We start from the raw sequence: 25,340 nt of genomic DNA, 5'->3' as shown, positions 1-25,340 counted from the left end.
AAAAAATGAACCTATTAATAAATTAGAATGTCGTACTGTGACATTAAAGTGTTACAAATAGTTTATTTTTTTCCCTGTTATAAGTGTAATTTTTTTTATTTAAGTACAACAGAATATCTTGCATTACTGCTTGGTCAACAAATAATACTTCAAGAGTATGGTTAGTTTCGAGTGTTAATAATTGCTGTTTTAATAAAACCAATGCTAATGGGCAACGTATTTCTCGTAAATCTAAACGCTTCATTATCACCATCGTTAGTCGTTAATAGGAAATCAATTATTACTTTTAAGCACGCTTATCACAATCAATACTTGCAATAACTTTATGCTTGTTTATGATTTTCATCTATTTAAAAAAATAAGGGTTGGATGTGATTTACAAAACATTAAGATTCGCTTTGTATGTATCCCTATTATGCCTGTCTCCAATCAGTCTAGCTAATAACGATTTACCTGAAATCGGCACCGCTGGTTCTGTTGCATTAACCATTGAACAAGAAAAAGAATATGGTTGGGCATTTAATTTAATGGCAAACCAAGCATTGCCTATTATTCATGACCCTGTTTTAAACAATTATATTTCACAGCTTGGACAAAATATTGTTTCACATGCGGAATCTGTCAAATTACCTTTTGAGTTTTTTTTAATTGAAGATGAAGATATTAATGCCGCTGCATTTTTAGGAGGTCATGTAAAAATAAATACGGGTTTATTCCTGTATGCAACGACTGAAAGTGAACTTGCTAGCGTTATCGCTCATGAAGTCGCACATATTACTCAAAGGCATTTAGCTCGAATGCTAGAGCAACAATCATTTAATAACCCTGCAACCTTAGCTGCTGCCGTAGGTTCTGTATTATTATCTTTTGTTAATCCTGCAGCAGGTATTGCAGCATTAACCACAACACTTGCGTTAAATAGTCAAAGCAGCATTAACTATACTCGTGCACATGAATTTGAAGCAGATAGAATTGGAATTCAAACCTTAGCAGATGCCGGTTATGATCCTTATGGTATGGCGACTTTTTTCGGTAAATTAGCAGCAAAATACCAATACTCATCAACACCTTCGCAAATGCTTTCAACGCATCCTCTTACTAATACGCGTATAACAGAAGCTCGACTACGAGCAAGACAATTAAGCAAAGGTAAAGTTGAAGACAGTTTGAACTATCAACTAGCCAAATCACGTATTACGGTTAGATATCATCGCTTAACGGCTCCAGCATTAATTAGTGAATATAGAAGACAATTAACAAACCAACAGTATCAGTTCAAAGAGCCGATTCAATACGGCCTTGCACTCGCTTATTTTCAAAATAAAGATTATAAAAAAGCACATGAAATCAACCAGCAATTATTAAAATCTGACCCAGATAATTTATTTTATATCGATTTAGCCAGTGATGTTGCTATTGAAATGGGTGAACTAAAAGAGATCATTGCTTTATTAACTACCTATGAAAAACGATTCTTAGATAATCAAGTTATCCTACTTAATCTAGTTATTGCGTTACAGAAAGATAAGCAATATGAATTAGCTGAAAAGAAACTTGAATTATTTTTACGGTCACACCCTAAACATATATTAGCTCACCAAGTTGCAATCGGTTTATATAAAACAATGCAAGAGAAAGCTAAAGAATATGCAATAAGAGCAGAATATCTCGCCCTACAAGGACGCTTTAGAGAAGCCTCTCAAGAAATGGGTAGTGCTTTAGTTTATACAAAAAATAAACTTGACCAAGCGCGTTATACCGCGAAAATTGAAGAATTTAAAATAGCGGATATTCGTTTAAAGAGCTTACAAAAGTAATACTGATTGTATTATACCAATCATAATAAGTAACTGTTCTGTTTTTACTTAGTATTGTCGATAGAGGGTTAACTTAGTTAACCTCTCGAAAGGCATCACTTACGCCTCAAACTTAGCTATTTCTCCCGTGCAAAATAGAGAAGCTATTTATCGTGATTGGTATTAGACAGCCATAAAAAAGCCCAGTACAAAACTGGGCCTAATGAACTTCAAACTTAACAGCGTGTTAATTAATGCGCTGGTATAACGGCTCCAGGAACATGTGGTTGTAACCATCCCATTTCAAGCATCAAGTCTGTCATTGGTGCTAAATTGTATATCACTCCAATTAAACCTACTGCAGTTAATACAAGTGTATATGGTAATGCCATCCATACCATTGTTCCGTAACTGAGACGCAATAAAGGAGCGATTGCAGATGTCAGTAGGAATAAGAATGCCGCTTGGCCATTTGGTGTTGCGACTGATGGCAAGTTTGTACCTGTATTAATGGCAACCGCTAGCAAGTCAAATTGCGGGCGTGAAATTAACCCTTCCGCTAATGCAGTTTTCACTTCGTTAATATAAACGGTACCCACAAATACATTATCACTCACCATGGATAGGAAACCATTAGCAATATAGAAAAGCGCTAATTGCGTGTCCCCTTCCGATTGCAATACCAGTTCAATCACAGGTTTAAATAAATGCTGATCAATAATAACCGCAACGATAGTGAAGAAAACCACTAATAAAGCAGTAAAAGGTAGTGCTTCTTCAAAGGCTTTACCTAATGCGTGTTCTTCGGTGATCCCAGTGAATGCTGTTGCGAAAATAATAACCGAAAGACCAATTAAACCAACAGCGGCAAGATGCATTGCTAAACCAACAATTAACCACACACCAATAATCGCCTGAATGATTAGCTTAGCTTTATCTTGGCTAGTCATTTTAGCGCTTTTTTCATCGTTAAAATCCGTTAGTATTTTACGAATAGAGTCAGGTAATTTAGCCCCATAACCAAATTTACTAAATTTTTCCACTAAGATACAAGTTAACAAACCAGCAATCAATACAGGTATTGTTACCGGTGCCATACGTAAAACAAACTCAACAAATTGCCAATGTGCTTGCTCTGCAATAATTAGATTTTGAGGTTCGCCTACTAAAGTACAAACACCACCTAACGCAGAACCAATCCCAGCATGCATCACTAAGCTACGTAAGAAAGCACGGAATTGCTCTAAATCAACGCGATGATTTTCCAATAAACCGTGGTCACTGCTATGGTCATGCTCATCTTGTTGCCCTTTACCTGAAGCCACTTTGTGATAAACAGAGTAAAAACCAACCGCAACCGCAATGATCACTGCGATAACCGTCAATGCATCTAAGAAGGCAGATAAAAACGCTGATACCAAGCAAAAAGTAAGAGAAAGTAAAATTTTACTTTTCATGGTAACAACAAGTTTAGTAAAACTAAAAAGTAACAAGTCCTTCATGAAGTAAATACCAGCAACCATGAAGATTAATAAAAGTATGACTTCAAAGTTAGCCGTTACTTCTACTTGAACATGCTTTGCAGAGGTCATCCCTAGTATTACCGCTTCAATTGCGAGTAAGCCACCAGGTTGAAGTGGATAACACTTTAATGCCATTGCTAAAGTGAAAATAAATTCAACGACTAAAACCCAACCAGCAACAAACGGGTCTATATAGAATAAGATAGGATTGATAAGTAAGAAGGCAACAATAATTTGCTTATACCATTTAGGCGATTTACCTAAAAAGTTTTGCGCCATCGCTTTTAAAATATCAGACATGGAATCTCCATAAATCATTAGAACAAGGTTATCTTATCCGCTTCATTTTCTTTAGTTTTCTAAAGGTAAATAAGCGACATAAGAATTTTTTAAGACACTAACATTTTTTTTACTAAGAAAGTCATTTTAATACAAATTTGATGATTCAAAATTGATTAACAGCAACTTTACTACCTATTAAGAGTAGGTAGTAGTAAATTTAACCTACTTTGCTAGTTCTTAATGCTTGTTTTTCATGATCAGATAAAAACGCAATATCAACACCATTAATCTGAGCCTGAGTGATTTGTTCAGCTGATAATCCAGCAGCCGGTGCAGCCACATCATATTCATGTTTTAATTCAATACCTTCCACAGCAGGATCATCTGTATTAATTGTTGCTTTAATACCATGCTCTAAAAATATTTTAAGTGGATGTTTTTTTATGTCTGTGATGGTGCTTGTTTGTATATTAGAAGTAATACAAGATTCCATACCAATCTCATGTTTAGCCAGATAATCCATTAAACGAGGATCTTCAATAGCTTTGACACCATGACCAATACGTGTCGCGCCTAGTTCGTTAATAGCTTGCCAAATACTTTCAGCACCAGCAGCTTCACCAGCATGAACAGTAACTTGTAGCCCTGCATTACGCACCTTAGTAAAATGTTCTTTAAATAATGCCCCCGGCTGACCTAATTCATCACCAGCTAGATCGATTGCAACTAAGTGTCGACTTTGCGTTAACAATGCATCTAACTCTTGAGTACAACGTTCTACACCAAAAGTACGACTCATAATTCCAATTAAGTTAGCTTTAACATTAAAATCTCTACAGCCCGCTTGCACCCCATCAACCACAGCTTCCACAACACCCGCCACAGGTAAATTATGTTTCATCGCCATGTAATAAGGTGAAAATCGTAGTTCTGCATAATCGATGTTAGCAATTTGTGCATCTTCTACATTTTCATAAGCGATACGACGACATGCATCAAGATCACCTAATACAGCGACTCCCCAATCTAGCTTTTGTAAAAAAGCCATTAAATCAGGTTGATTCTCAACAACTTGTACAAAGGGTCTTAATGCTTCTATTTCATTCGCAGGTAAGTCCATTGAGAATTGTTGACCTAGTTCTAGTATTGATTGAATTCTAATGTTGCCGTCAAGGTGGCGATGTAGATCAGTAATAGGCAATGAAGTTGTAAACATAAAATTTTCCAATAAAAGAGGATTGAGAATGTAAATAATAGGTGAGAAGCGCAATTATTTCTTGTTTAATTTAATAATTGCGCAAATAAAAATAGAGTTTAAGGGTTATAGAAGTACTGAATCTAAAGCAATTAATACCATTTCATCAAAGCTTGTTTGACGTTCGTCCGACGATAATTGCTCACCACTACGAATATGGTCTGATACAGTTAAGATACAAAGTGCTTTAGCGCCCTGTTCTGCTGCTGCAGAATACAAACCAGCCGCTTCCATTTCCACACCTAGAATATTGTATTTTTCTAAAATATCAAATACTTCAGGCTCTGGTGTATAGAAGGTATCCGCAGAGAAAATATTACCTACTTTAACATCTATTTCTTTATCTTTTGCAGAGCGTACTGCTTTTTCTAATAAAGAGTAATCAGCAATTGCAGCATAATCATGTCCAGCAAAGCGTGTGCGATTCACTTTTGAATCTGTTGAAGCACCTAAACCGATAATAACATCACGTACTTTTACATCAGCACTAATTGCACCACAGCTACCGATACGAATAAGATTTTTTACACCGTATTCACGGATAAGTTCTGTTGCATAAATAGAACATGAAGGGATCCCCATGCCGCTACCCATAATAGAAACTCGCTTACCTTTATAAGTCCCTGTAAAACCTAACATATTGCGAACGTCTGTTACTTGAACCGCATCATCTAAAAATTTTTCTGCAATATACTTTGCGCGTAAAGGGTCACCAGGCATGAAAACAGTTTCTGCAAATGCGCCGTCAACGGCATTGATATGAGGTGTTGCCATATTATTATTCTCCACTAATTATTATAAAAAGGATTTACCATACTCTAACGTTGGTAATTGATGGAATGCAGCAATACTTTGACCTATGTCTGCAAAGGTATCGCGTAAACCAACTGATTTTCCTTGTAATGATTTACCGTAAACTAATACTGGAATATGTTCACGGGTATGATCTGTCCCTAACCAAGTTGGGTCACAACCATGATCGGCAGTGATCACTAACATATCGTCTTCGCCTAATTCAGCTAACATTTCTGGTAATCGTTGGTCAAAGTATTCAAGTGCTTTTGCGTAGCCAGAGATATCTCGACGATGCCCAAAATCAGCATCAAAGTTAACAAAATTGGTAAAGATAATGCTGTCTTTAGTTGCGCTTTTAAACTCATTTAAACTCGCATCGAATAATCCATCAACGCCAAACGCTTTAACCGCTTTAGTAATACCTTGAGCGGCAAAAATGTCAGAAATTTTACCAATACTAACGACTTCACCACCAGCATCTTCCATTTTGTCCAATAAAGTAGGAGATGGAGGCGACACTGAATAATCGTGGCGATTAGAAGTACGAGCAAAATTACTGCTTTCTGAACCGCTAAATGGGCGAGCAATAACACGTCCAATACGATATTCATCGACTAACTCACGAGCCAACTCACACAGTTCATATAAACGGTCTAAACCAAAACTCTCTTCATGGCAGGCAATTTGAAAAACACTATCCATAGAAGTATAGAAAATAGGCTTACCTGTCGCTAAATGCTCCTCACCTAAGTCTTCTAAAATTGTTGTGCCTGATGCATGACAGTTACCCAAGTAACCAGGCAAATCAGCTCTTTTAACTAATTCATCTAATAATTCTGTTGGAAAACTATTGGTTTTATTTCGGAAATATCCCCAATCAAAAAGAACAGGAACACCTGCAATTTCCCAATGTCCGCTTGACGTATCTTTAGCAGTCGACATTTCTTTTGCATAACCATACATCGCATGTTCAGCAATAGTTTCATCTGATTCTGGTATTTTGTAACCAGAACAATCATAACCAACTTGTGCCAGTCCAAGCTTATTTAAGTTTGGTAATAACAAAGGTCCTGAACGCCCTTTTTCAGCCTTACCTTCAGCACAAGCTTTTGCGATATGACCTAATGTATTTGATCCAACATCATTGAATGTTTGACCATCATCAAGTGAACCAATAAAGGTATCGGCATCATCACAAGCACCAACACCGAATGAATCTAATAGTAATATAATGGTACGTTTCATCTAATATTCTCCTGTTGTCTCTGGATTATTATTAGCCAGATCTAACTCAGAAAGTAAACTTCCTAATAAGCTCGACGCACCAAAACGAAAGTGCGTAGCATCGACCCAGTCATCTCCCATAATATTGCGAGCAAGCTGGATATATTCGCCAGCTACTTGTGCATTTTTAACACCACCAGCAGCTTTAAAACCAACCGATTTACCTGATAATTTAATTGCTTCAAGCATTAACTTTGAAGCTTCTAATGTCGCATTAACTGGTACTTTGCCTGTTGATGTTTTAATAAAATCTGCACCTGCATCAATACTAATTTTACTTGCAAGGCTAATTAAGGCATCGGTTTTTAACTCACCCGATTCAATAATTACCTTTAATAATACTTTTTCACCACAAATTGCTTTGCAGCCTGCAACCAGATCAAACCCAATTTGCTCATTACCATTAATCAATGCTTGATACGGAAATACCACATCAACTTCGTCCGCGCCATAAGCTACCGCGGCTTTCGTTTCAGCAAAAGCGATATCTAAGTCATCGTTACCATGTGGAAAGTTTGTCACGGTTGCAATTTTCACATCCGCTGCCCCCATTTCTTTTAATGTTTTACGTGCAATTGGAATAAAACGAGGGTAAATACAAACCGCAGCTGTATTACCACTTTGAGTCTTAGCATTGAGACATAACTGAATCACTTTTTGATCAGTGTCATCATCATTTAATGTTGTTAAATCCATCAATGTAAGAGCAAGACGAGCAGTCTCTTTTAAATCATTCATGTTACTTCCTATCGAGATATGAATACCAATTATATTAAACAACTCATTTAAACAGTTAGGTTAAACAGCTAAGTCAAATTAAGGAGCAGTTTAGCTTTACAAAGGAAATGAAGTTCAGTTGGTTAATATAATGGGTATGAAAAATAGCGGGTATAAAAATACCCGCTGAATAAATTTACATATTAATTAGCCAATACGTAGAAAATACCTACTAATGTTGCACTCATAAAGTTAGAAAGCGTACCAGCGGCAACAGCTTTTAAACCTAAACGAGCAATATCAGGGCGACGGCTTGGTGCTAATACACCTAAACCACCTAATAAAATAGCCATTGAAGATAAGTTAGCAAAGCCACATAACGCTACAGTTACGATAGCTTGTGAATGCCCACTTAGCGTTTCTTTGATACCAGTAAATTGAATGTAAGCAACAAACTCATTAACAACAAGTTTTTGACCTAACAAACTACCTACTTGTACCGCTTCAGACCAAGGGATACCGATTAAGAACGCAATTGGTGCGAATAAGTAACCAAGGATACCTTCTAGCGTTAAACCTTCGATGCCAACGAAACTACCAGCTGACCCTAAGATAGAGTTAATTAATGCAATTAATGCGATAAATGCAATTAACATTGCACCTACATTTAATGCTAATTTAAGACCTGAAGAAGCACCGCTTGCAGCAGCATCAATAACATTAACAGGTTTTTCTTCTGCTTCTGCATCGGTTAAATCTTCTTCACTTAATTCAGTTTTAGGTGTTTCTGTTTCTGGCTCCATTAATTTAGCCATTAGTAGACCACCAGGCGCCGCCATAAATGATGCAGCGATAAGGTAATCAAGACTTACACCTAAAGATGCGTAACCTACTAATACCGAACCTGCTACAGAAGCTAAACCACCACACATAACAGCAAATAGCTCTGAGCGAGTCATGCTTTTAATGTAAGGTTTAACAACTAAAGGCGCTTCCGTTTGACCAACAAATACGTTAGCAGCAGCAGACATAGATTCTGTACGGCTTGTACCTAATAGTTTTTGTAATGCACCACCAAAGATTTTGATAATGAATTGCATAATGCCAAGGTAGTATAAAACAGCCATAAATGATGCGAAGAAGATGATGATAGGCAGTACTTTAAAAGCAAAAACAAAACCGCCGCCACCAAATACTTCAAACATTTTACCAGATACTAGACCACCAAATAAAAAGCTTACACCCGCATTTGCACTATCAATTACACTTTGTACCCCTGCAGATACACCTTGTAAAAATGAAGAACCCCATGGGGTAAAAATAACGATTGCAGGGATGATAAGCTGTAGTAAAAACGCTCCACCTACTGTTCTGTAATTGATTGCCTTTCGATTACTCGAAAAGATAACCGCTATAGCGATCAGCGATATAATGCCGATCAGGCCAATAAGTATTTGCATAATATTCTCCGTTGTTGTTTATAATTATTATTATTATTTTTTATTATTATTAAAAAATTTAAAGGTTTAACGTACTACAAAAAAACACCTAAAAAGGTGTTTTAATTCATTAAAGTCTATCTAACATCATGACTTCTAATTTTTCTTGATCGACAGCAAAACTACGAATGCCGTCAGCCAATTTCTCTACTGCCATTGCATCTTGATGGTGTGCCCATAAGAAAGCAGATTCGGATAATACAGGTTCTTTTTCTAAAATAGGTTGTTCTGGCACTAATTTTCTTTCTACAACACCATTACTTTGATCAAGCTCAGCTAATAGTTGTGGACTGATGGTTAATTTATCACAACCTGCTAATGCTAAAATTTCTCCAACATTACGGAAGCTTGCTCCCATTACCACAGTATTATATTGGTGCGCTTTGTAGTAATTATAAATTTTTCTTACTGATAATACACCAGGATCTTCCTCAGCCTCGAAGTCTTTGCCTTCTTTTGCTTTATACCAATCCATAATACGTCCCACAAAAGGAGAGATAAGGAATACATTAGCTTCAGCACAAGCCTGTGCTTGAGCAAAAGAAAATAACAGAGTTAAGTTACAATTAATGTTTTCAGCTTCTAATACTTCCGCAGCTCGGATACCTTGCCACGTAGCAGCTAATTTAATGAGGATGCGATCACGTTTAATGCCAGCATTTTCATACATAGCAATCAATTCACGCGCTTTATCGATACAAGCTTGTTGATCATAAGATAAGCGAGCATCAACTTCAGTTGAAATACGACCTGGTATCGTTTGTAGAATTTCTTTACCTATATTTACAGCTAGCATATCGCAAGCTAAAACGACTTGTTGCTTTTTATCGTTAGACTTCCCTTTTGCATAAGCAATGGCATCCTGTATCGCACTTTCATATTCAGGTAATGCAGCCGCTTTTAGAATAAGAGAAGGATTGGTTGTAGCATCTTCAGGTAAACATTCTTTGATCGCTTTCAAATCACCAGTATCAGCGACAACTGTCGTCATTTTTCTTAATTGTGTTAATTTACTTTCCATGTGAAACAACCTATTAACGATATATTCGTTTGTATTTAATACTAAAAATTATTACTTCATTATTCAAAAAGAATGCACAGCACTAGCTAAATAAAGAAGCTATGCATTCTATTGTTAAATAAGGAGTTATTTTATAATTCATCGCCTAAGAAGGCATGTGGGAGTAATTCTGCAATACTATGCTCGGCAACTTCGCCAAGCTCGTTATAACAATAAACAATAGCGTCATTGCCAGACTGCTCAGCAATCACTTGGCGACATGAACCACAAGGAAAAGCTCGAATTAGGCCACCCGTATCGTTACGCGCTAAAATATATACGGCTTGTACGTCACCTTTTTTACTACCATTTGTAACTGCAGTATGGATTGCATTACGTTCAGCGCAAATAGTCGTAGGGTAAGCAGCAGACTCTACATTGACACCTTTAAATACATCACCATTCTTACAAACAATAATAGAAGCGACATTAAAGCCTGAATAAGGAGCATACGACTGATCTAGCAGTTCAATAAGCTCTTGGTAATATTGTTTAGACATTGCTCATAACCTTTTAGCAAATAGAATCGGATAGATGAATATGCCATAAATTATATTTTAATCAAATACATTTAATACAAAAAGATTAAGCTGCCAATCCCTACTGTGCTTAACACCAGTCTAGTTTTTTTTGTTATAGGCCAATAAAAAAACACCTTTAAAAGATGTTAATTTGATTTATTTCATGAGTGAAAACAGCTTTAAACAAAGAAATAACAAACCGTTTTCACATTGATAAAAATACATAAAATTTAATTTAAGATTAATTCCTTCCTTTTCAAAAAAACTCTAAATCCTTATTATATAAAGGCTCTTATAGAAAGGCGTTAAAGTATTTGCTCGAAAAGATTCACTAATACAAGCGACCTTGTAAATACGATTAATCCATTGTTAGTACAATAAGCTTGAATGTTAAAAAACAAAATCAAATAAAAAGCAAAGGTTAAAAATAAACACAAAATGTTAACCAAATGGTCAGTCAAAAAAACATTGATTAATAGGGGAAATATATTTTAAAAATCTTAAAATACCGCCATTTCAAGATAAAAATAATTGTTTCGACGAGATAATGACAACTAAATATAAGGTTATAAAAACAAAAATCGATACGGTTATCGTATCGATTTTTATTGGGTAACTGCATGATTGTATTTTAAAAGGCAGTATTTTGTTATTTACTAATATGACCCTGTTATTGCTTTAACAAAATCTTCACCGCATCTACTACAATGGAAACAGCACTAATTTCTGTCTTTTTCATTGTACTTTCATCTGGAATCTCTTGTTGTGTTCTATTTACAATAACACCAGCAACACAAGCTGCTTGCCAACCATTAGCCAAACACATGGTGAATAACGTAGATGCTTCCATTTCGTAATTTAAAACCCCCATATTTTGCCATTCAACAAGCGAGTCTTTAAAACGAGGTGTTACACGTTTAGAAACAGTATCGTAGCGCTCTTGACCTGGATAAAAGGTGTCAGAAGAAGCGGTCACGCCAATATGAGGCGTAATACCTTGACCTTTACAAGCATTTACTAATGCTGTTGTTGCATAATAATCCGATACCGCAGGGAATTCCATTGGTGCAAAATGTAAACTTGCACCATCCAGTCTTACTGCGGCTTGGGTAATGATAATATCTCCCACATTAACATGAGGCTGAATCGCACCCGTTGTACCAACACGTAAAAAACTACGTACACCTAGTTGTGCCAGTTCTTCAACGGCAATTGAAACCGATGGACCACCGACTCCAGTAGAACAAATCACTACGGCTTGCCCTTCAACAAAAGCAAGATAAGTCGTAAATTCACGATGGCTTGCTAAAAAAGTAGCATCATCCATTAAATCAGCGATTCTTTTAACACGTTCAGGGTCGCCTGGAACAATTGCAATGGTAGCGCCTTGCAACATACTTTTTGTTAATCCTAAATGAAATACATCAGACATAATGTCTCCTAATAATATAAAAATTTAATGGTATAGCTTGAGTGTAAGTCCAGACTGAAAAACATAACGAGATTAAAATCACAATACTTTCAATAAATTACAACGCTTTTAATACATTGCTATTCAAGCAATAACTCAAACTTAGTTGCAACACCATATTTTTAAAAAACGGGATTGTAAAGAAATATAAATACATCAATAAAGTAATTAACTTAAAAATCCGCCTTTTAAAAGCTTAATAATTAGTAAAAAATATAAAACTAAATGTATAAATACTGGTTTTAAATAATATTAAGCTGATTATAATAATGCTTCATTTTCCTTCTATATGCGTAATGAGACACTTATGGATCAGAACTTATTATTTCTATTTATCCCAACTTTTTTTGCAGTTTCAATCACTCCCGGTATGTGCATGGTATTAGCAATGACCCTAGGTATGACAATTGGTATTAAACGCAGTTTATGGATGATGGGCGGCGAATTAATTGGTGTTGGTTTGGTGGCGCTTTCTGCCTTGATAGGTGTTTCTGCTTTATTATTGACTAGACCTAATTTATTTTTATTTATGAAATACTTAGGCGGTGCATATTTATTATATTTGGGCATACAAATGTGGCGTTCATTAGGAAAAATGGCGATCCCAACAACCGCTGTGGAAGAGATAGATATTGATAGGAAAGCTTTATTCGTTCAAGGCTTTATTACAGCGATTGCAAATCCTAAAGGTTGGGCATTTATGATTTCATTACTACCGCCTTTTATTAATACGAATACAGATTTACTACCACAAGCCACGCAGTTGATCGCCATCATTTTATGTTTTGAGTTAACTTGTATGCTGCTTTATGCAACGGGTGGAAAAACCTTACGACATTTATTACAACAACAAAGTAGTGTGAAATTATTAAACCGAATTGCAGGGACTATGATGATGTTAGTCGCTTTATGGTTGGTGATGAGTTAACTGATGTGCATAGATTAATGATCATCGATAATAATGCCAATCACGATAAATAACTTATCTATTTTACTGGCTAAAACAGCCCACTTCTTCGTTATACTTTTATTTTGTAGATGTAGTAAAGGGAACAGCCATTAAAGTATTAAAGTGTTTTATTTAATACTACCGATAGAAGGTTAACGAAGTTAACCTCTCGAAAGGTGTCAATTTACGCCTTGAATTGAACTGTTTTTTCTTTGCAAAATTTAGATAATATATTTAACGCTATTGGTATAAGCCATTTTTACTGCACAAAATTTAGAGCACTTATTTAATGTAATTGGTATAAATAAAGGTAACAAAAAAGCGCCGAAGCGCTTTTTTAATTCAGATATAAAACTCTAAGTAACTGACTATTTATTAGTGACGGTAATACCGTTATCAGCAATAACAATATGGCCATTTTTATAAAGTTGGCCAATAGCCTTTTTAAAATTACCTTTACTCATTTTTAATATTTTAGCAATTTGCTCAGGGGTACTTTTATCAGAGAGCGGTAAAAAGCCATCATGCTGTCTTAGCGTTAATAAAATGCGGTCAGATAATCCATCAACCTTTGCATAACCGGTTTGCGTTAGACTTAGATCAATCTTTCCATCTTCGCGAACACGTCTTATATAACCTTTGCATTTTTTACCGATACCTAAATCACCAAAGACATCACTTTCAAAAATAACCCCCCAATGTTTATGATTGATAATCGCTTTAAAACCGATATCTGTACGATCTGCAATTAACAAGTCCACTTTTTCACCGACTTTATAGTCAGCAGGCTCTTTATCTAAAAAACGATCTAGTTTAGATGACGCTAACAAACGCTCACTAATCTCATCTTGATAAACATAGACGACATAGTTAAATCCAGTTTTCATTGCTACTTTCTGTTGGTTAAATGGTACCAATAAATCTTTTGGCAATCCCCAATCTAAGAAAGCACCAGCACGGTTAGTATCGATTACTTTTAATGATGCAAACTCACCAGCGATTGCTTTAGCGTGTTGCGTTGTAGCGATTAATCTATCTTCTGAATCGAAATACAAAAACACAGAAATGCTTTGTCCAACTTGCATTTCATCAGTCACATATCGTTTTGGTAAAAGGATCTCACCAAAATCATGCCCACCTTCTAGGTATAATCCAAAATCCACTTCTTTAACGATGTTAAGCTCGTTATAAGCACCTACTTTAATCATAATATTCTCTTTAACTTCTATTTTTACAAACTCAATAAATGAGCTTTTAATGTTTGGGTTTATCAATAACCGCAACGGTTAATCGCGATGTGCAAATTAACTGATTACGTTCATTACAAATTTCTATTTGCCAAATTTGTGTGCTGTAACCAATATGAACAGCTGTTGCCGTTCCTGTTACCGTGCCTTTTTTTATACTTCTTATATGATTAGCGTTAACTTCTAAACCAACGCAGACTTTATCATCGGGAACCGCTAGATTAGCAGCAACACTACCTAATGTTTCAGCTAACACTACGGACGCACCGCCATGTAACACCCCATGTGGTTGATGTGTTCGGCTATCAACGGGCATCGTTCCCTTCAAAAAATTGTCTCCAATTTGAGTATATTCAATACCAATCCATGCAATAAGCGTATCTGCATTAATCGCATTTAAACGCGTTAAATCGGTATTTTTTTTCCAAATACTCATTATTGAATCCTTATACGTTCATTTCACTCTATCATTTAGCTTTCAAGTAAACTTAATAGCGCTTGCACAGGATGCTTCAAGGTTTCACCTTCAATACGTTTTACTTGGCTACGGCATGAATACCCCGTTGCAAGGCATTGAGTGCGTTCATGTTTTGCTATTTCAGCTTCCCAACTTAAACTGTAAATAGCTTTTGAATCTGCTAGTTTACCGGCATCATGGCCATAAGTTCCCGCCATACCACAACAACCTACAGCCACTTCAGATAGCGAACCACCAAAGTGTTTAAAAATAGCAATCCAATCGTTTCCTGAAGTCGGTTCAGCTGTTTTCTCAGTACAATGTCCTAACAAATAAAAATCAGCTTTTGATGCGGCTTTCGCTTCACCTTGTAAACGTGGTTTTAGCCATTCTTGGAATAACTGCACATTAAATGTGCCGCGTTTATCACCTAGCGCTTGCTTATATTCATCACGATAACAAAGCACCATAGCGGGATCCGTACCCACCAATGGAATATCTAACTTCGCCATTTGATTTAAAAAGTCTGCAGAGTTTTTAGCTGTCTTAGCAAATTTACTGAGAAAGCCTTTAATATGTTGTGGTTTACCATTTGGTTTAAAAGGTAAAACAATCGGTTTGTAACCTAGCTTTTTAATGGTAAGCAATAAATCACGCACCACATCCGCATCGTAATAAGTGGTAAATGGATCTTGTACTATCAGTACATATTCTTCACGTTGCTCAGTTGTTAATGCCTGTAACTTATCAAGATCAAACTCAGTAATATCATGCTGTTTTAAAGCAGACTTTAACGTTGGAAATGAAAGTTGTGGAATATCAACCATGCCCACTATTTTTTCAGTTAATACTGAAGTGAGTTTCATACCGGTAAAGAAATTAAAGAAACGCGGCATTTTCCCCATCAATGGCGCATATTGTTCTACGTAAGCAACAAAATAATCCTTTAATGGACGTAAATAACGGTCGTGATACAAATGGATAAAGCGCGCTCTAAATGTTGGCACATCCACTTGAATTGGACATTGGCTTGTACACGCTTTACAAGCTAAACAGCCTTGCATTGCTTCCATCACTTCGTGTGAGAAATCATACTCTCCACTGCGTTTAGATAATGTATTTTTAAACTTAGTAAATACACTCGCATTCTTACCAGCGTATAAATCACTTTCAAGTTGTAATACATCAATATCGTTATTGGCTAATTGACGTAACCATTCTCGCATTAAACCAGCACGACCTTTAGGCGAATGTACTCGATCGCTAGTCACCTTAACTGAAGGACACATTGGCGAGCTTGTATCATAGTTAAAGCATAAACCATTACCGTTACAATCAATGGCTTGTGCGTAACTTTCACGTACTTTAATTGGAATCTGTCTATCGAATGCGCCACGTTTTACAGCATCAACACTCACTAACTCTTCAGTGGAATCAAAAGGGGTACAAATCTTCCCAGGGTTCACTCGATTATTTGGATCGAACGCCGCTTTGATTTTTCTTAATTCATTAAATAACACTTCGCCAAAAAACTCTGGCCCATATTCACTACGGTAGCCTTTACCGTGTTCGCCCCACATCAACCCTTTGTATTTAGCAGTTAGCTCTACGACCTTATCAGATACTTCACGCATCAATTTTTCTTGTTCAGGATCGCATAAGTCTAATGCAGGACGCACATGAAGCACACCAGCATCAACATGCCCAAACATGCCGTAATGTAACCCTTTGTCGTCTAATAACTGACGGAATTCGATGATATATTGCGCTAAATTCTCAGGCGGTACACACGTATCTTCAACAAAAGCAACGGGTTTAGCACGACTATCTGCTTTACCTAATAACCCTACCGCTTTTTTACGCATACCATAAATTTTATTAATATCAGCAAGCTCACTGCAAATTTGATAACCAATAACGCCTGCTTCTTTATTGCTAATTAGCTCATCTAGCATCACGATTAATGCATCGATTTTTTGTTGTTGAATGGCTTCGTCCGCTTCTGCAAACTCTACGATATTAATACCATCAAGCGTTTGTCCAGGTACGTCTTTAATTAATTCTTTTACGCTATGCCAAACAATATCTTCTTTAGCTAAATTCAATACAGTAGAGTCAACAGTTTCTACAGAAAGCGCATTCGCTTTCACTAAGAATGGTGCATTTTGTAATGCAGATTGAAAGCTATCGTATTTAATATTAAATAACGTACGGTAAGTTGGAATTTTTTGCACGTGCAATGTTGCTTCAGTGATAAAAGCTAATGATCCTTCTGCACCACATAAAATACGCGTTAAATCGACAGTACCTGTTTCATGGTCATAAACATGTTTTAAATCGTACCCCGTTAAAAACCGGTTTAATTTTGGAAAAGTATCTTCAATATTTTGTTGCTGAGTTTCACAAGTATCAATAACTTGACGGTAAATAGCACCAATGGAATCGTTACGTTCAACTTGGTCAATTAAATCAACAGCCGTTAATGGTTTTGTTTCTAATAAACTTCCATCAATTAACACCGAGGTTAACCCTAAAACATGATCGCTTGTTTTTCCGTAAATCAGAGAACCTTGCCCAGACGCATCGTTACTGATCATGCCACCAATGGTTGCGCGATTACTTGTTGATAAATCAGGCGAGAAAAATAAACCGTGTGGTCTGAGGTAATCATTTAATTGATCTTTAACAACACCTGTTTGAACTCTTACCCAACCTTCTTCTGCATTAATTTCAAGTATATTATTCATATACTTAGATAAATCTAAAACAATATCATTGGTTAAAGATTGACCATTGGTTCCAGTACCACCACCACGCGGTGAAAAACGAATATCAGAAAATTCAGTCTGCTGAGCAAGCTGACAAATCAATATGATATCTTGAGTCGATTTAGGATGAATAATTGCCTGAGGCAGACATTGATAAACACTGTTATCCGTTGCAACAGCTAAACGACTTGCGTAACTTTTGGCAATTTCACCTGAATACTCACTTTCGCTTAAGGCTTTAAGAAAGGCAAAAGTATCCTGCTTTATATTTTCTTGGTGGTTTAAATTTGGGATCATGTCTAAAACGCTCTAATCTAATAATGATATTCGGGGGGTAAATAGACGCAGATAATAGCATAAATATCCATAAAATAGAGGATATAAAAAACTTTGATAATAAAAGTGAGCTTCCTATAAAGATTTTTTGAAACGGCTTAATTAAATTCACAATAATTTACTGCAAAAGGTGGATGCAACAGTAATAAGTCAACGTTAACCAACAATAAAAAAGCCAATACTTTGAAAATAAGTATTGGCTTTTAACTCACTGTTTTCAAAAACAGTTCTTTATTTAATCTAATTCAACCTGTTCAGATTGAAGTAATAACGAACTAATTGTTTCTATACCGTGACCTTTACCACCCACAGCCCATAAACCATTAGCAGCAAGTTGATAACTACCTGACATATCAAAGTGTAACCAATTTTGTTCAGGTTGCTCTACAAATTTAGCCAAGAAAGCTGCTGCAGTTGATGCTCCGGCCATACTTTCACCACCGCTATGTATATTCGCTATATCAGCAAACGCAGAACCAATTTGTTGTAAATGGAAAGGCTCTAATGGTAAACGCCATAATTTTTCATTAACTTCTTTTGAAGCAGCTAAAGCAGACTCAGTGAACTCATCATCCATACTCAAAATACAGTTATAATCGCGACCCACAGCCGCTTTTGCAGCTCCAGTTAATGTTGCTGCATCAATAATCTGTTTAGCGCCATCTTCCTGCGCGGCAATTAAACCATCGGCTAAGACTAAACGTCCTTCGGCATCAGTATTAAGCACTTCAACAGTAACGCCATTTTTATATTTAATGACATCACCTAGTTTAAAAGCTTTACCACTGATCATATTTTCAGCACAACATAAATACAACTTAACACGCTTTTGTAAACCATTTGCAGCCGCTAATGCTAATGCGCCAGTCACGGTTGCGGCACCACCCATATCACTTTTCATTGCAGCCATTGAAGGACTCGGTTTTAAGCTGTAACCACCAGAGTCAAAAGTAATGCCTTTGCCAACCAAAGCATAATCAATTGGCGCATCAGGATCACCACTTGGGTTATAATCTAACTGAAGCATACAAGGCATATTGACACTACCTTTACCCACTTCATAAATGCCAACATACCCATCGGCAACTAATTGCTCTCCAGCAATTAACTTATAAGTTAGTGGCACTTTATCTGCACAGATTTGCTCTAATATTGAACACGCCTTTTCACATAACACTTCAGGAGTGACAACCGCAGGACCTAAGTTAATGGTTTCTCTCACCCATTCACTGATTAATTTCTTACTATTTAACGTACTGATTGATTCATCATCTAACTCAGGAAGCTCAACATTTGCTCCTGTTTTTGCATTGTAGAAACCTTGGCAGAATACCCAGGTCAAATCAGAATTCCATTGCTCACCGACTAATTTCACTTTAGGTAACGACATACCATCAAGCTTACGTGCAGCAGTTTGTACTTGAGATAAAATATCGCTGGTATAATCAAGGTGGATGGTTGCTTGTTGTTGATCAAATGATAATAAGGCTTTTTCACCCCAAATAGGATCGGCTTTTGTATCTGATAAAGTAACTAAGAATGGTTTGCTCATTATGGTTCCTTAATAAAGCAAAACGCGAGCCTAAGCTCGCGTTTATTTTGATTTTCTAATCGTTTTCATCAATCCAGCTGAGTTGGATTGCTTCTAAAATACGTTCATTGCAGCCATCTGGGTCATCGTCAAAATCATCTAATGCAATTACCCAATCACGCAAATCCGTAAAACGAATCGCAAGAGGATCTTGTTCAGGATATTGTTCGATTAATGCTAATGCAATTTCTAAAGAATCTATCCATTTTAATATCATCAAGTTCCCCTTAAAATAAAACTAGTGATTTTCCGATACGATATTAACCGTATATTTTGGAATTTCAACTACTAAATCTTCACCTTGTAAACAAGCTTGGCAACCTAAACGCGACTCAGGCTCAAGTCCCCAAGCTTTATCTAGCATATCATCTTCTAATTCATCGCTCTCTTCTAGTGAATCAAAACCTTCACGTACAATGATATGACAAGTCGTACACGCACAAGACTTTTCACAAGCATGTTCAATATGAATATGGTTCTTTAAAGCAACATCTAAAACAGTTTCACCATCAGCCGCTTCAGCAACTAAACCGTCTGGACATAATTCTTCATGAGGTAAAAATATTACTTTTGGCATCTTAAAACCTTTCTCTTTATTAAATTTCGCTTAAATATCATCAACGGTGTGGCCCGTTAAAGCAGCTTTGATTGATACATCCATTCGTTTTTCAGCATAATTTTCAGTTAATTTATCAATTGATGTAATCGCTTCTTTAATGGCTTCAAGATCTTTTCCATTAGCAAGCGCAGTTAACTCATCAATCGCTGTTATTATTGCAGAATACTCTTGTTCATTCAGTAATGCTTGTCCATCTTTTTGGATAGCAGCTTGTAAATTTTCTACAACACGTTTAGCTTCAACTTGTTGCTCAACTAACATACGAGCTTGAATATCTTTTTCAGCAAAAGTCATTGAATCAGATAGCATTTGCATCACTTGATCATCACTTAAACCGTACGTTGGTTTAACTTCAATATAAGCTTGTACGCCCGATGATTTTTCCATAGCAGTCACACTTAATAAACCATCCGCATCGACTTGGAAAGTGACTCGAATATGCGCAGCACCTGCAGCCATTGGAGGAATATCAGTTAATACAAATTTAGCCAACGAACGACAATCAACCACTAACTCTCGCTCGCCTTGAAGCACATGAATCATCATGGCAGTTTGGCCATCTTTGAAAGTAGTAAACTCTTGTGCTCGGGCAACGGGAATGGTTGTATTTCGAGGGATCACTTTTTCAACTAATCCGCCCATGGTTTCTAAGCCTAACGAAAGCGGTAACACATCTAATAACAACATTTCAGAATCAGGCTTATTACCCACTAAGATATCAGCTTGAATAGCCGCACCAATAGCAACCACTTTATCAGGGTCAATACCTGTTAATAATGTCTTATCAAAAAAAGCAGAAACCTCAGAACGAACCAGTGGCACACGTGTTGAGCCACCGACCATCACAACTTCCACAACATCTTGCAAACTTACATCAGCATCTTTTAGTGCACGTTTACATGAACGAATAGTTTTCTTAACTAATTTTGTAATTAACTGCTCAAATAATACTTTACTTAAAACACCAGACCATTGAACTTGCTCTAGGGTTACACTGACTTCTTCGTGATCAGTTAAAGCTTGTTTAGCAGCTCGTGCTACTTTTAATAATTCTTGCTGCAATTGTGGGGTAATGTCACCACTAATATTCGCTTGTTCTTGTATCCATTGAGCAATACATAAATCAAAGTCATCACCACCTAATGCTGAGTCGCCGCCAGTCGCTAATACTTCGAAAACACCTTTATGTAAATTTAAAATAGAAATATCAAAAGTACCACCACCTAAATCATAAACGGCAATAATTCCTTCTTTTCCAGAATCCAGACCATAAGCAATTGCAGCAGCAGTGGGTTCATTTAACAAACGTAAAACATGTAAACCGGCTAAGCGGGCAGCATCTTTAGTTCCTTGACGTTGCGCGTCATCAAAGTAAGCAGGCACAGTGATCACTGCACCACTTAACTCACCCTGCAAACTTTCAGTCGCACGCTTAGCAAGTACTTTCAATATTTCAGAAGAAGCTTGAACCGCGTTAATAGGACCGCACACAGTATTAATTTGTGCTAATCCACTTTCATGTGCTGAAAATTCATAGGGAAGATGTGTTTGATCTAATTCAGCTAATGATTTCCCCATTAAACGCTTTGCAGAAACCAAGGTATTTAATGGATCTGTAATTGATTTTTCTAATGCACTTTTACCCACCAACACTTGCGGTGTATCTTCTTCTGAAAGTGCATAGTTAACAACAGATGGCAGCATATCTTGCTGATCGATATCATTCAAAGTCGTTGCTTGTCCGCTTCGAACTGTCGCTACTAATGAGTTAGTTGTGCCTAAGTCGATGCCAACAGCCAATTTATGTTGATGAGGCGCAGCCGATTGACCAGGCTCTGCAATTTGGAGTAATGCCATGCGTTTATAATCCTATTATGTTTTAGATACCGCTAGTCGAATAATTTCTCTTCTAACAATTCAAGTTCAACCTGGAGTTTCAGCATGAATTTTAATTTACGGATTAGATTGGCGGTGATCTCTAACGTTTTATTTTTTAATGCGGTTTCAATATCAGCTTCTAAATCACTAACTAGTTTTGAAATATCTTTACTAAAGGCTTCGATTTCATCTTCATCGTCTTCAGTAAAATCAGCAACTTTTTCTCGCCATTCCATTTGCTGCATTAAGAAATCAGTATCTTGTAATGTGCGTTGCTCTAATTCGATATCTAAGCCACTTAACTTCAATATGTATTGAGCGCGTAAACAGCTATCTTTTAGGGTTTCAAAAGCATCGTTAATTTCAGTGCTTTTTTGCATTGCCTGTAAACGCGTTTTGTCATCTTGCATTGCAAATTTATCTGGATGATATTGTTTTTGTAAGTCACGGTAAGTTTGAGATAACCGAGTTTTATCAATCGAATAATCTGTAGGTAGAGAAAATAACTCAAAGTAATTCAAAACAATTTCCTAACTAGGCAAGAATAAAACAATAAAGTCTGACTATACTGCAGCATAGTCAGACTTCGAGAACATTTACAATGCGCTTTGCTTATACGCTAAAGCTTTCACCACAACCACATTCACCATCAATGTTAGGGTTGTTAAATTCGAAACCTTCATTAAGACCTTCTTTAACAAAGTCCAATTCAGTTCCGTTTAAATAAAGTAAACTTTTTTTATCAACGATGACATTAACACCAAAGTTAGTAAAGACTTCATCATCGTCATTTAGCACATCGACAAACTCAAGCACATAAGCCATTCCTGAACAGCCTGATGTTTTAACACCAACGCGTAGGCCTAAACCTGAGCCACGATTTTTTAAAAAGTTTGATACATGCTTTGCAGCAGGTTCTGTTAGTGTGATAGCCAAGATCGACTCCGTTTATTTAAATCAGCAACAAGTAAAAGCGATGATAAGTATCATCACTTCACCATGTTTTTATGCATTTTTACTTTTGTAATCATCAATTGCTGCTTTAATTGCATCTTCTGCAAGAATAGAGCAATGGATTTTTACTGGCGGTAATGCAAGCTCAGCTGAAATTTCAGTATTAGAAATTTTACCCGCTTCTTCTAATGATTTACCTTTAACCCATTCAGTTACTAATGAGCTAGATGCAATCGCACTACCACAACCGTAAGTTTTAAATTTAGCATCTTCAATGATACCGTTAGCATCAATTTTAAGTTGCAGTTTCATTACGTCACCACAAGCTGGTGCACCAACCATACCAGTTGCAACACTTTTATCGTCTTTATCGAATGAACCTACGTTACGTGGGTTTTCATAATGGTCGATTACTTTTTCGCTATAAGCCATGATTTTATTCCTTAAATTCGTTAAATAATATTTACGTGTGTATTAGTTATGATTAATGGTGTGACCATTCAATACTATTAATGTCGATACCTTCTTTGAACATATCCCATAGAGGCGACATTTCACGTAAACGACCGATATTTTCACGGATAATTTTAATTGCGTAATCAATTTCAGCTTCAGTTGTGAAACGGCCGATGCTAAAGCGAATTGAACTATGTGCTAGCTCATCATCACGTCCAATCGCACGTAATACGTATGAAGGCTCTAGGCTTGCTGACGTACATGCACTACCAGAAGAAACAGCTAAATCTTTTAATGCCATTACCAATGATTCACCTTCAACATAGTTAAAGCTGATATTGATATTACCGGCAACACGATTCTCTAAAGAACCATTAACATAAACTTCTTCCATATCACTTACACCATCAAGCAGACGAGTACGTAATGCTAAAACACGTTCATTTTCACTTGCCATTTCTTCTTTAGCAATACGGAATGCTTCACCCATAGCAACAATTTGATGAGTTGCTAATGTACCACTACGCATGCCACGCTCATGACCACCACCGTGCATTTGTGCTTCTAAACGAATACGCGGTTTACGGCTAACGTATAGGGCGCCAATACCTTTAGGACCGTACATTTTGTGGGCAGAGAATGAAATCAAATCGACTTTCATTTTTTGTACGTCAATTTCAATTTTACCTGCACTTTGTGCCGCATCAACATGCAAAATGGTTTTATTCGCACGACATAATTCACCGTAAGCGGCAATATCTTGAATCACACCGATTTCGTTATTTACATGCATTAAACTTACTAATACCGTGTCATCACGTAATGCTTCTTTTAATTGTTCCGGTGTAACAATGCCGTCTTCTCTAGGATCTAAATATGTCACCTCGAAGCCTTCACGCTCTAATTGACGACAAGTATCTAAAACCGCTTTATGCTCAGTTTTAGAAGTAATAATATGCTTACCTTTTTTCTGATAAAAGTGCGCTGCACCTTTTATCGCAAGGTTATTTGATTCAGTAGCACCTGAAGTAAAAACAATTTCACGAGAATCAGCATTCAATAAGTCAGCGATTTGTTCACGAGCAATATCAACCGCTTCTTCTGCTTGCCAACCAAAACGATGCGAACGAGATGCAGGGTTACCGAAGTCACCGTCAGTAGAAAGATATTGCACCATTTTTTCAACAACGCGAGGGTCAACGGGGGTTGTTGCTGAGTAATCAAGATAAATTGGTAATTTCATTTTTTTCTCCACTGCTTTTATTTTGTAACAATATTAAGCAGTTCGCTATTAGTAAATTTGTTGTTCTGCTGTTCGGATACGTGTTGCACATGTTCAGTCGCCATTAACTCTTCAAGTGTGATGCTGTCTAAAAAAGAACTAATACGTGTACTTAACTGCTCCCATAAAGAATGTGTTAAGCATTGTACTCCATCTTCCTGACATCCACCCTTACCAGAGCATTTACGCACATCGACTGTTTCATTAACTGCATCGATAATCATTGATACTGAAATCTCTGATTTACTTTTACCTAATTTGTAACCGCCACCAGGACCTCGGACACTACTCACAAGCTCTCTCTGTCTGAGCTTTGAGAATAATTGCTCCAAATATGAAAGAGATATTCCTTGTCTTTCTGAAATTTCAGCAAGTGGAACAGGGCCATTGTGTTCTTTTATTGCGACATCAAGCATCGCAGTAACCGCATAACGGCCTTTTGAAGTTAATTTCATATAGAGTTCGCTATAAATAAATATTATTTAACTAAAAGTAATTAAATAAATAGTGACTAATGCGCTAATTATAAGTACCTGACAATTTTAGTCAAGTAAATACCCGACAAATTTAGTCAGGTAAAAAAACCTACTTTTAGTTTGG

24 protein-coding genes are annotated in these 25,340 nt (G+C 36.6%); 2 read left to right on the top strand and 22 right to left on the bottom strand.

Annotation, left to right across the window (positions count from 1 at the left end):
* Nucleotides 1-43: 43 nt before the first annotated feature.
* Nucleotides 44-244, bottom strand: coding sequence for a sulfurtransferase TusA family protein (locus tag E2R67_RS02455; protein WP_166739294.1), 201 nt, complete (start codon nt 242-244; stop codon nt 44-46).
* A gap of 127 nt (nt 245-371) precedes the next feature.
* Between E2R67_RS02455 and bepA the strand changes: the two genes are divergently transcribed.
* Nucleotides 372-1,817 (top strand): beta-barrel assembly-enhancing protease, encoded by a 1,446-nt coding sequence (bepA, locus tag E2R67_RS02450; RefSeq protein ID WP_166739293.1) that lies wholly within the window; start codon nt 372-374, stop codon nt 1,815-1,817.
* 230 nt (nt 1,818-2,047) lie between these two features.
* On the opposite strand, the gene nhaB is transcribed toward bepA, so the two are convergent.
* The 9 genes from nhaB to udp form a co-directional block, all read right to left on the bottom strand.
* Complete coding sequence (gene nhaB, locus E2R67_RS02445) at nt 2,048-3,619, bottom strand: sodium/proton antiporter NhaB (RefSeq protein WP_134289353.1); 1,572 nt, start codon at nt 3,617-3,619, stop codon at nt 2,048-2,050.
* A gap of 199 nt (nt 3,620-3,818) precedes the next feature.
* Nucleotides 3,819-4,817 (bottom strand): adenosine deaminase, encoded by a 999-nt coding sequence (gene add, locus E2R67_RS02440; RefSeq protein WP_134289352.1) that lies wholly within the window; start codon nt 4,815-4,817, stop codon nt 3,819-3,821.
* Nucleotides 4,818-4,922: 105 nt separating this feature from the next.
* Complete coding sequence (gene deoD / locus E2R67_RS02435) at nt 4,923-5,630, bottom strand: purine-nucleoside phosphorylase (protein ID WP_134289351.1); 708 nt, start codon at nt 5,628-5,630, stop codon at nt 4,923-4,925.
* A 21-nt stretch (nt 5,631-5,651) separates the two neighbouring features.
* Complete coding sequence (locus tag E2R67_RS02430) at nt 5,652-6,896, bottom strand: phosphopentomutase (protein WP_134289350.1); 1,245 nt, start codon at nt 6,894-6,896, stop codon at nt 5,652-5,654.
* Nucleotides 6,897-7,673 (bottom strand): deoxyribose-phosphate aldolase, encoded by a 777-nt coding sequence (gene deoC / locus E2R67_RS02425; RefSeq protein ID WP_134289349.1) that lies wholly within the window; start codon nt 7,671-7,673, stop codon nt 6,897-6,899.
* A gap of 182 nt (nt 7,674-7,855) precedes the next feature.
* Entirely contained in the window at nt 7,856-9,112 is a 1,257-nt protein-coding gene (locus E2R67_RS02420; RefSeq protein WP_134289348.1) for a NupC/NupG family nucleoside CNT transporter, read from the bottom strand.
* A 109-nt stretch (nt 9,113-9,221) separates the two neighbouring features.
* A complete protein-coding gene (gene tal / locus E2R67_RS02415; RefSeq protein WP_134289347.1) occupies nt 9,222-10,172 on the bottom strand; it encodes a transaldolase in 951 nt (316 codons plus the stop codon).
* 131 nt (nt 10,173-10,303) lie between these two features.
* On the bottom strand, nt 10,304-10,711 hold the full coding sequence (gene cdd, locus E2R67_RS02410) for a cytidine deaminase (RefSeq protein WP_134289346.1): 408 nt from the start codon (nt 10,709-10,711) through the stop codon (nt 10,304-10,306).
* Nucleotides 10,712-11,402: 691 nt separating this feature from the next.
* Complete coding sequence (gene udp / locus E2R67_RS02405; protein ID WP_134289345.1) at nt 11,403-12,164, bottom strand: uridine phosphorylase; 762 nt, start codon at nt 12,162-12,164, stop codon at nt 11,403-11,405.
* A gap of 346 nt (nt 12,165-12,510) precedes the next feature.
* Between udp and E2R67_RS02400 the strand changes: the two genes are divergently transcribed.
* A complete protein-coding gene (locus E2R67_RS02400) occupies nt 12,511-13,131 on the top strand; it encodes a LysE family translocator (RefSeq protein ID WP_134289344.1) in 621 nt (206 codons plus the stop codon).
* A gap of 389 nt (nt 13,132-13,520) precedes the next feature.
* Here the strand turns inward: E2R67_RS02400 and E2R67_RS02395 are convergent, their stop codons facing one another.
* From E2R67_RS02395 to iscR, 12 genes are all read right to left on the bottom strand, one after another.
* Entirely contained in the window at nt 13,521-14,360 is an 840-nt protein-coding gene (locus tag E2R67_RS02395; protein WP_134289343.1) for a CvfB family protein, read from the bottom strand.
* Nucleotides 14,361-14,406: 46 nt separating this feature from the next.
* The gene (locus tag E2R67_RS02390) at nt 14,407-14,835 is read right to left on the bottom strand and encodes a hotdog fold thioesterase (RefSeq protein ID WP_134289342.1); all 429 of its coding nucleotides are present in this window, start codon (nt 14,833-14,835) and stop codon (nt 14,407-14,409) included.
* 35 nt (nt 14,836-14,870) lie between these two features.
* Nucleotides 14,871-17,921 (bottom strand): D-2-hydroxyglutarate dehydrogenase YdiJ, encoded by a 3,051-nt coding sequence (ydiJ, locus tag E2R67_RS02385; protein ID WP_134289341.1) that lies wholly within the window; start codon nt 17,919-17,921, stop codon nt 14,871-14,873.
* A gap of 274 nt (nt 17,922-18,195) precedes the next feature.
* Complete coding sequence (gene pepB / locus E2R67_RS02380) at nt 18,196-19,512, bottom strand: aminopeptidase PepB (RefSeq protein WP_134289340.1); 1,317 nt, start codon at nt 19,510-19,512, stop codon at nt 18,196-18,198.
* Nucleotides 19,513-19,567: 55 nt separating this feature from the next.
* Complete coding sequence (iscX, locus tag E2R67_RS02375; protein WP_134289339.1) at nt 19,568-19,768, bottom strand: Fe-S cluster assembly protein IscX; 201 nt, start codon at nt 19,766-19,768, stop codon at nt 19,568-19,570.
* Between the two features lie 21 nt (nt 19,769-19,789).
* Nucleotides 19,790-20,128: an ISC system 2Fe-2S type ferredoxin gene (gene fdx / locus E2R67_RS02370; protein ID WP_134289338.1), complete on the bottom strand. Its 339-nt coding sequence runs from the start codon at nt 20,126-20,128 to the stop codon at nt 19,790-19,792.
* A 30-nt stretch (nt 20,129-20,158) separates the two neighbouring features.
* Nucleotides 20,159-22,027, bottom strand: a complete 1,869-nt coding sequence (hscA, locus tag E2R67_RS02365) for a Fe-S protein assembly chaperone HscA (protein ID WP_134289337.1) — start codon at nt 22,025-22,027, stop codon at nt 20,159-20,161.
* 32 nt (nt 22,028-22,059) lie between these two features.
* Entirely contained in the window at nt 22,060-22,569 is a 510-nt protein-coding gene (gene hscB / locus E2R67_RS02360; protein ID WP_134289336.1) for a co-chaperone HscB, read from the bottom strand.
* A 91-nt stretch (nt 22,570-22,660) separates the two neighbouring features.
* Entirely contained in the window at nt 22,661-22,984 is a 324-nt protein-coding gene (gene iscA / locus E2R67_RS02355; protein ID WP_134289335.1) for an iron-sulfur cluster assembly protein IscA, read from the bottom strand.
* 69 nt (nt 22,985-23,053) lie between these two features.
* Nucleotides 23,054-23,434, bottom strand: a complete 381-nt coding sequence (gene iscU / locus E2R67_RS02350) for a Fe-S cluster assembly scaffold IscU (protein WP_134289334.1) — start codon at nt 23,432-23,434, stop codon at nt 23,054-23,056.
* A 52-nt stretch (nt 23,435-23,486) separates the two neighbouring features.
* Complete coding sequence (locus tag E2R67_RS02345; protein ID WP_134289333.1) at nt 23,487-24,701, bottom strand: IscS subfamily cysteine desulfurase; 1,215 nt, start codon at nt 24,699-24,701, stop codon at nt 23,487-23,489.
* 17 nt (nt 24,702-24,718) lie between these two features.
* Nucleotides 24,719-25,195, bottom strand: coding sequence for a Fe-S cluster assembly transcriptional regulator IscR (gene iscR / locus E2R67_RS02340; RefSeq protein ID WP_134289332.1), 477 nt, complete (start codon nt 25,193-25,195; stop codon nt 24,719-24,721).
* Between the last annotated feature and the right edge of the window lie 145 nt (nt 25,196-25,340).

It is taken from the genome of Psychromonas algicola, from assembly GCF_004378355.1.
Classification (GTDB): domain Bacteria; phylum Pseudomonadota; class Gammaproteobacteria; order Enterobacterales; family Psychromonadaceae; genus Psychromonas.
The sequence above is the reverse complement of the archived record's forward strand: the minus strand, read 5'-3'. Positions and strand labels throughout refer to the sequence as shown.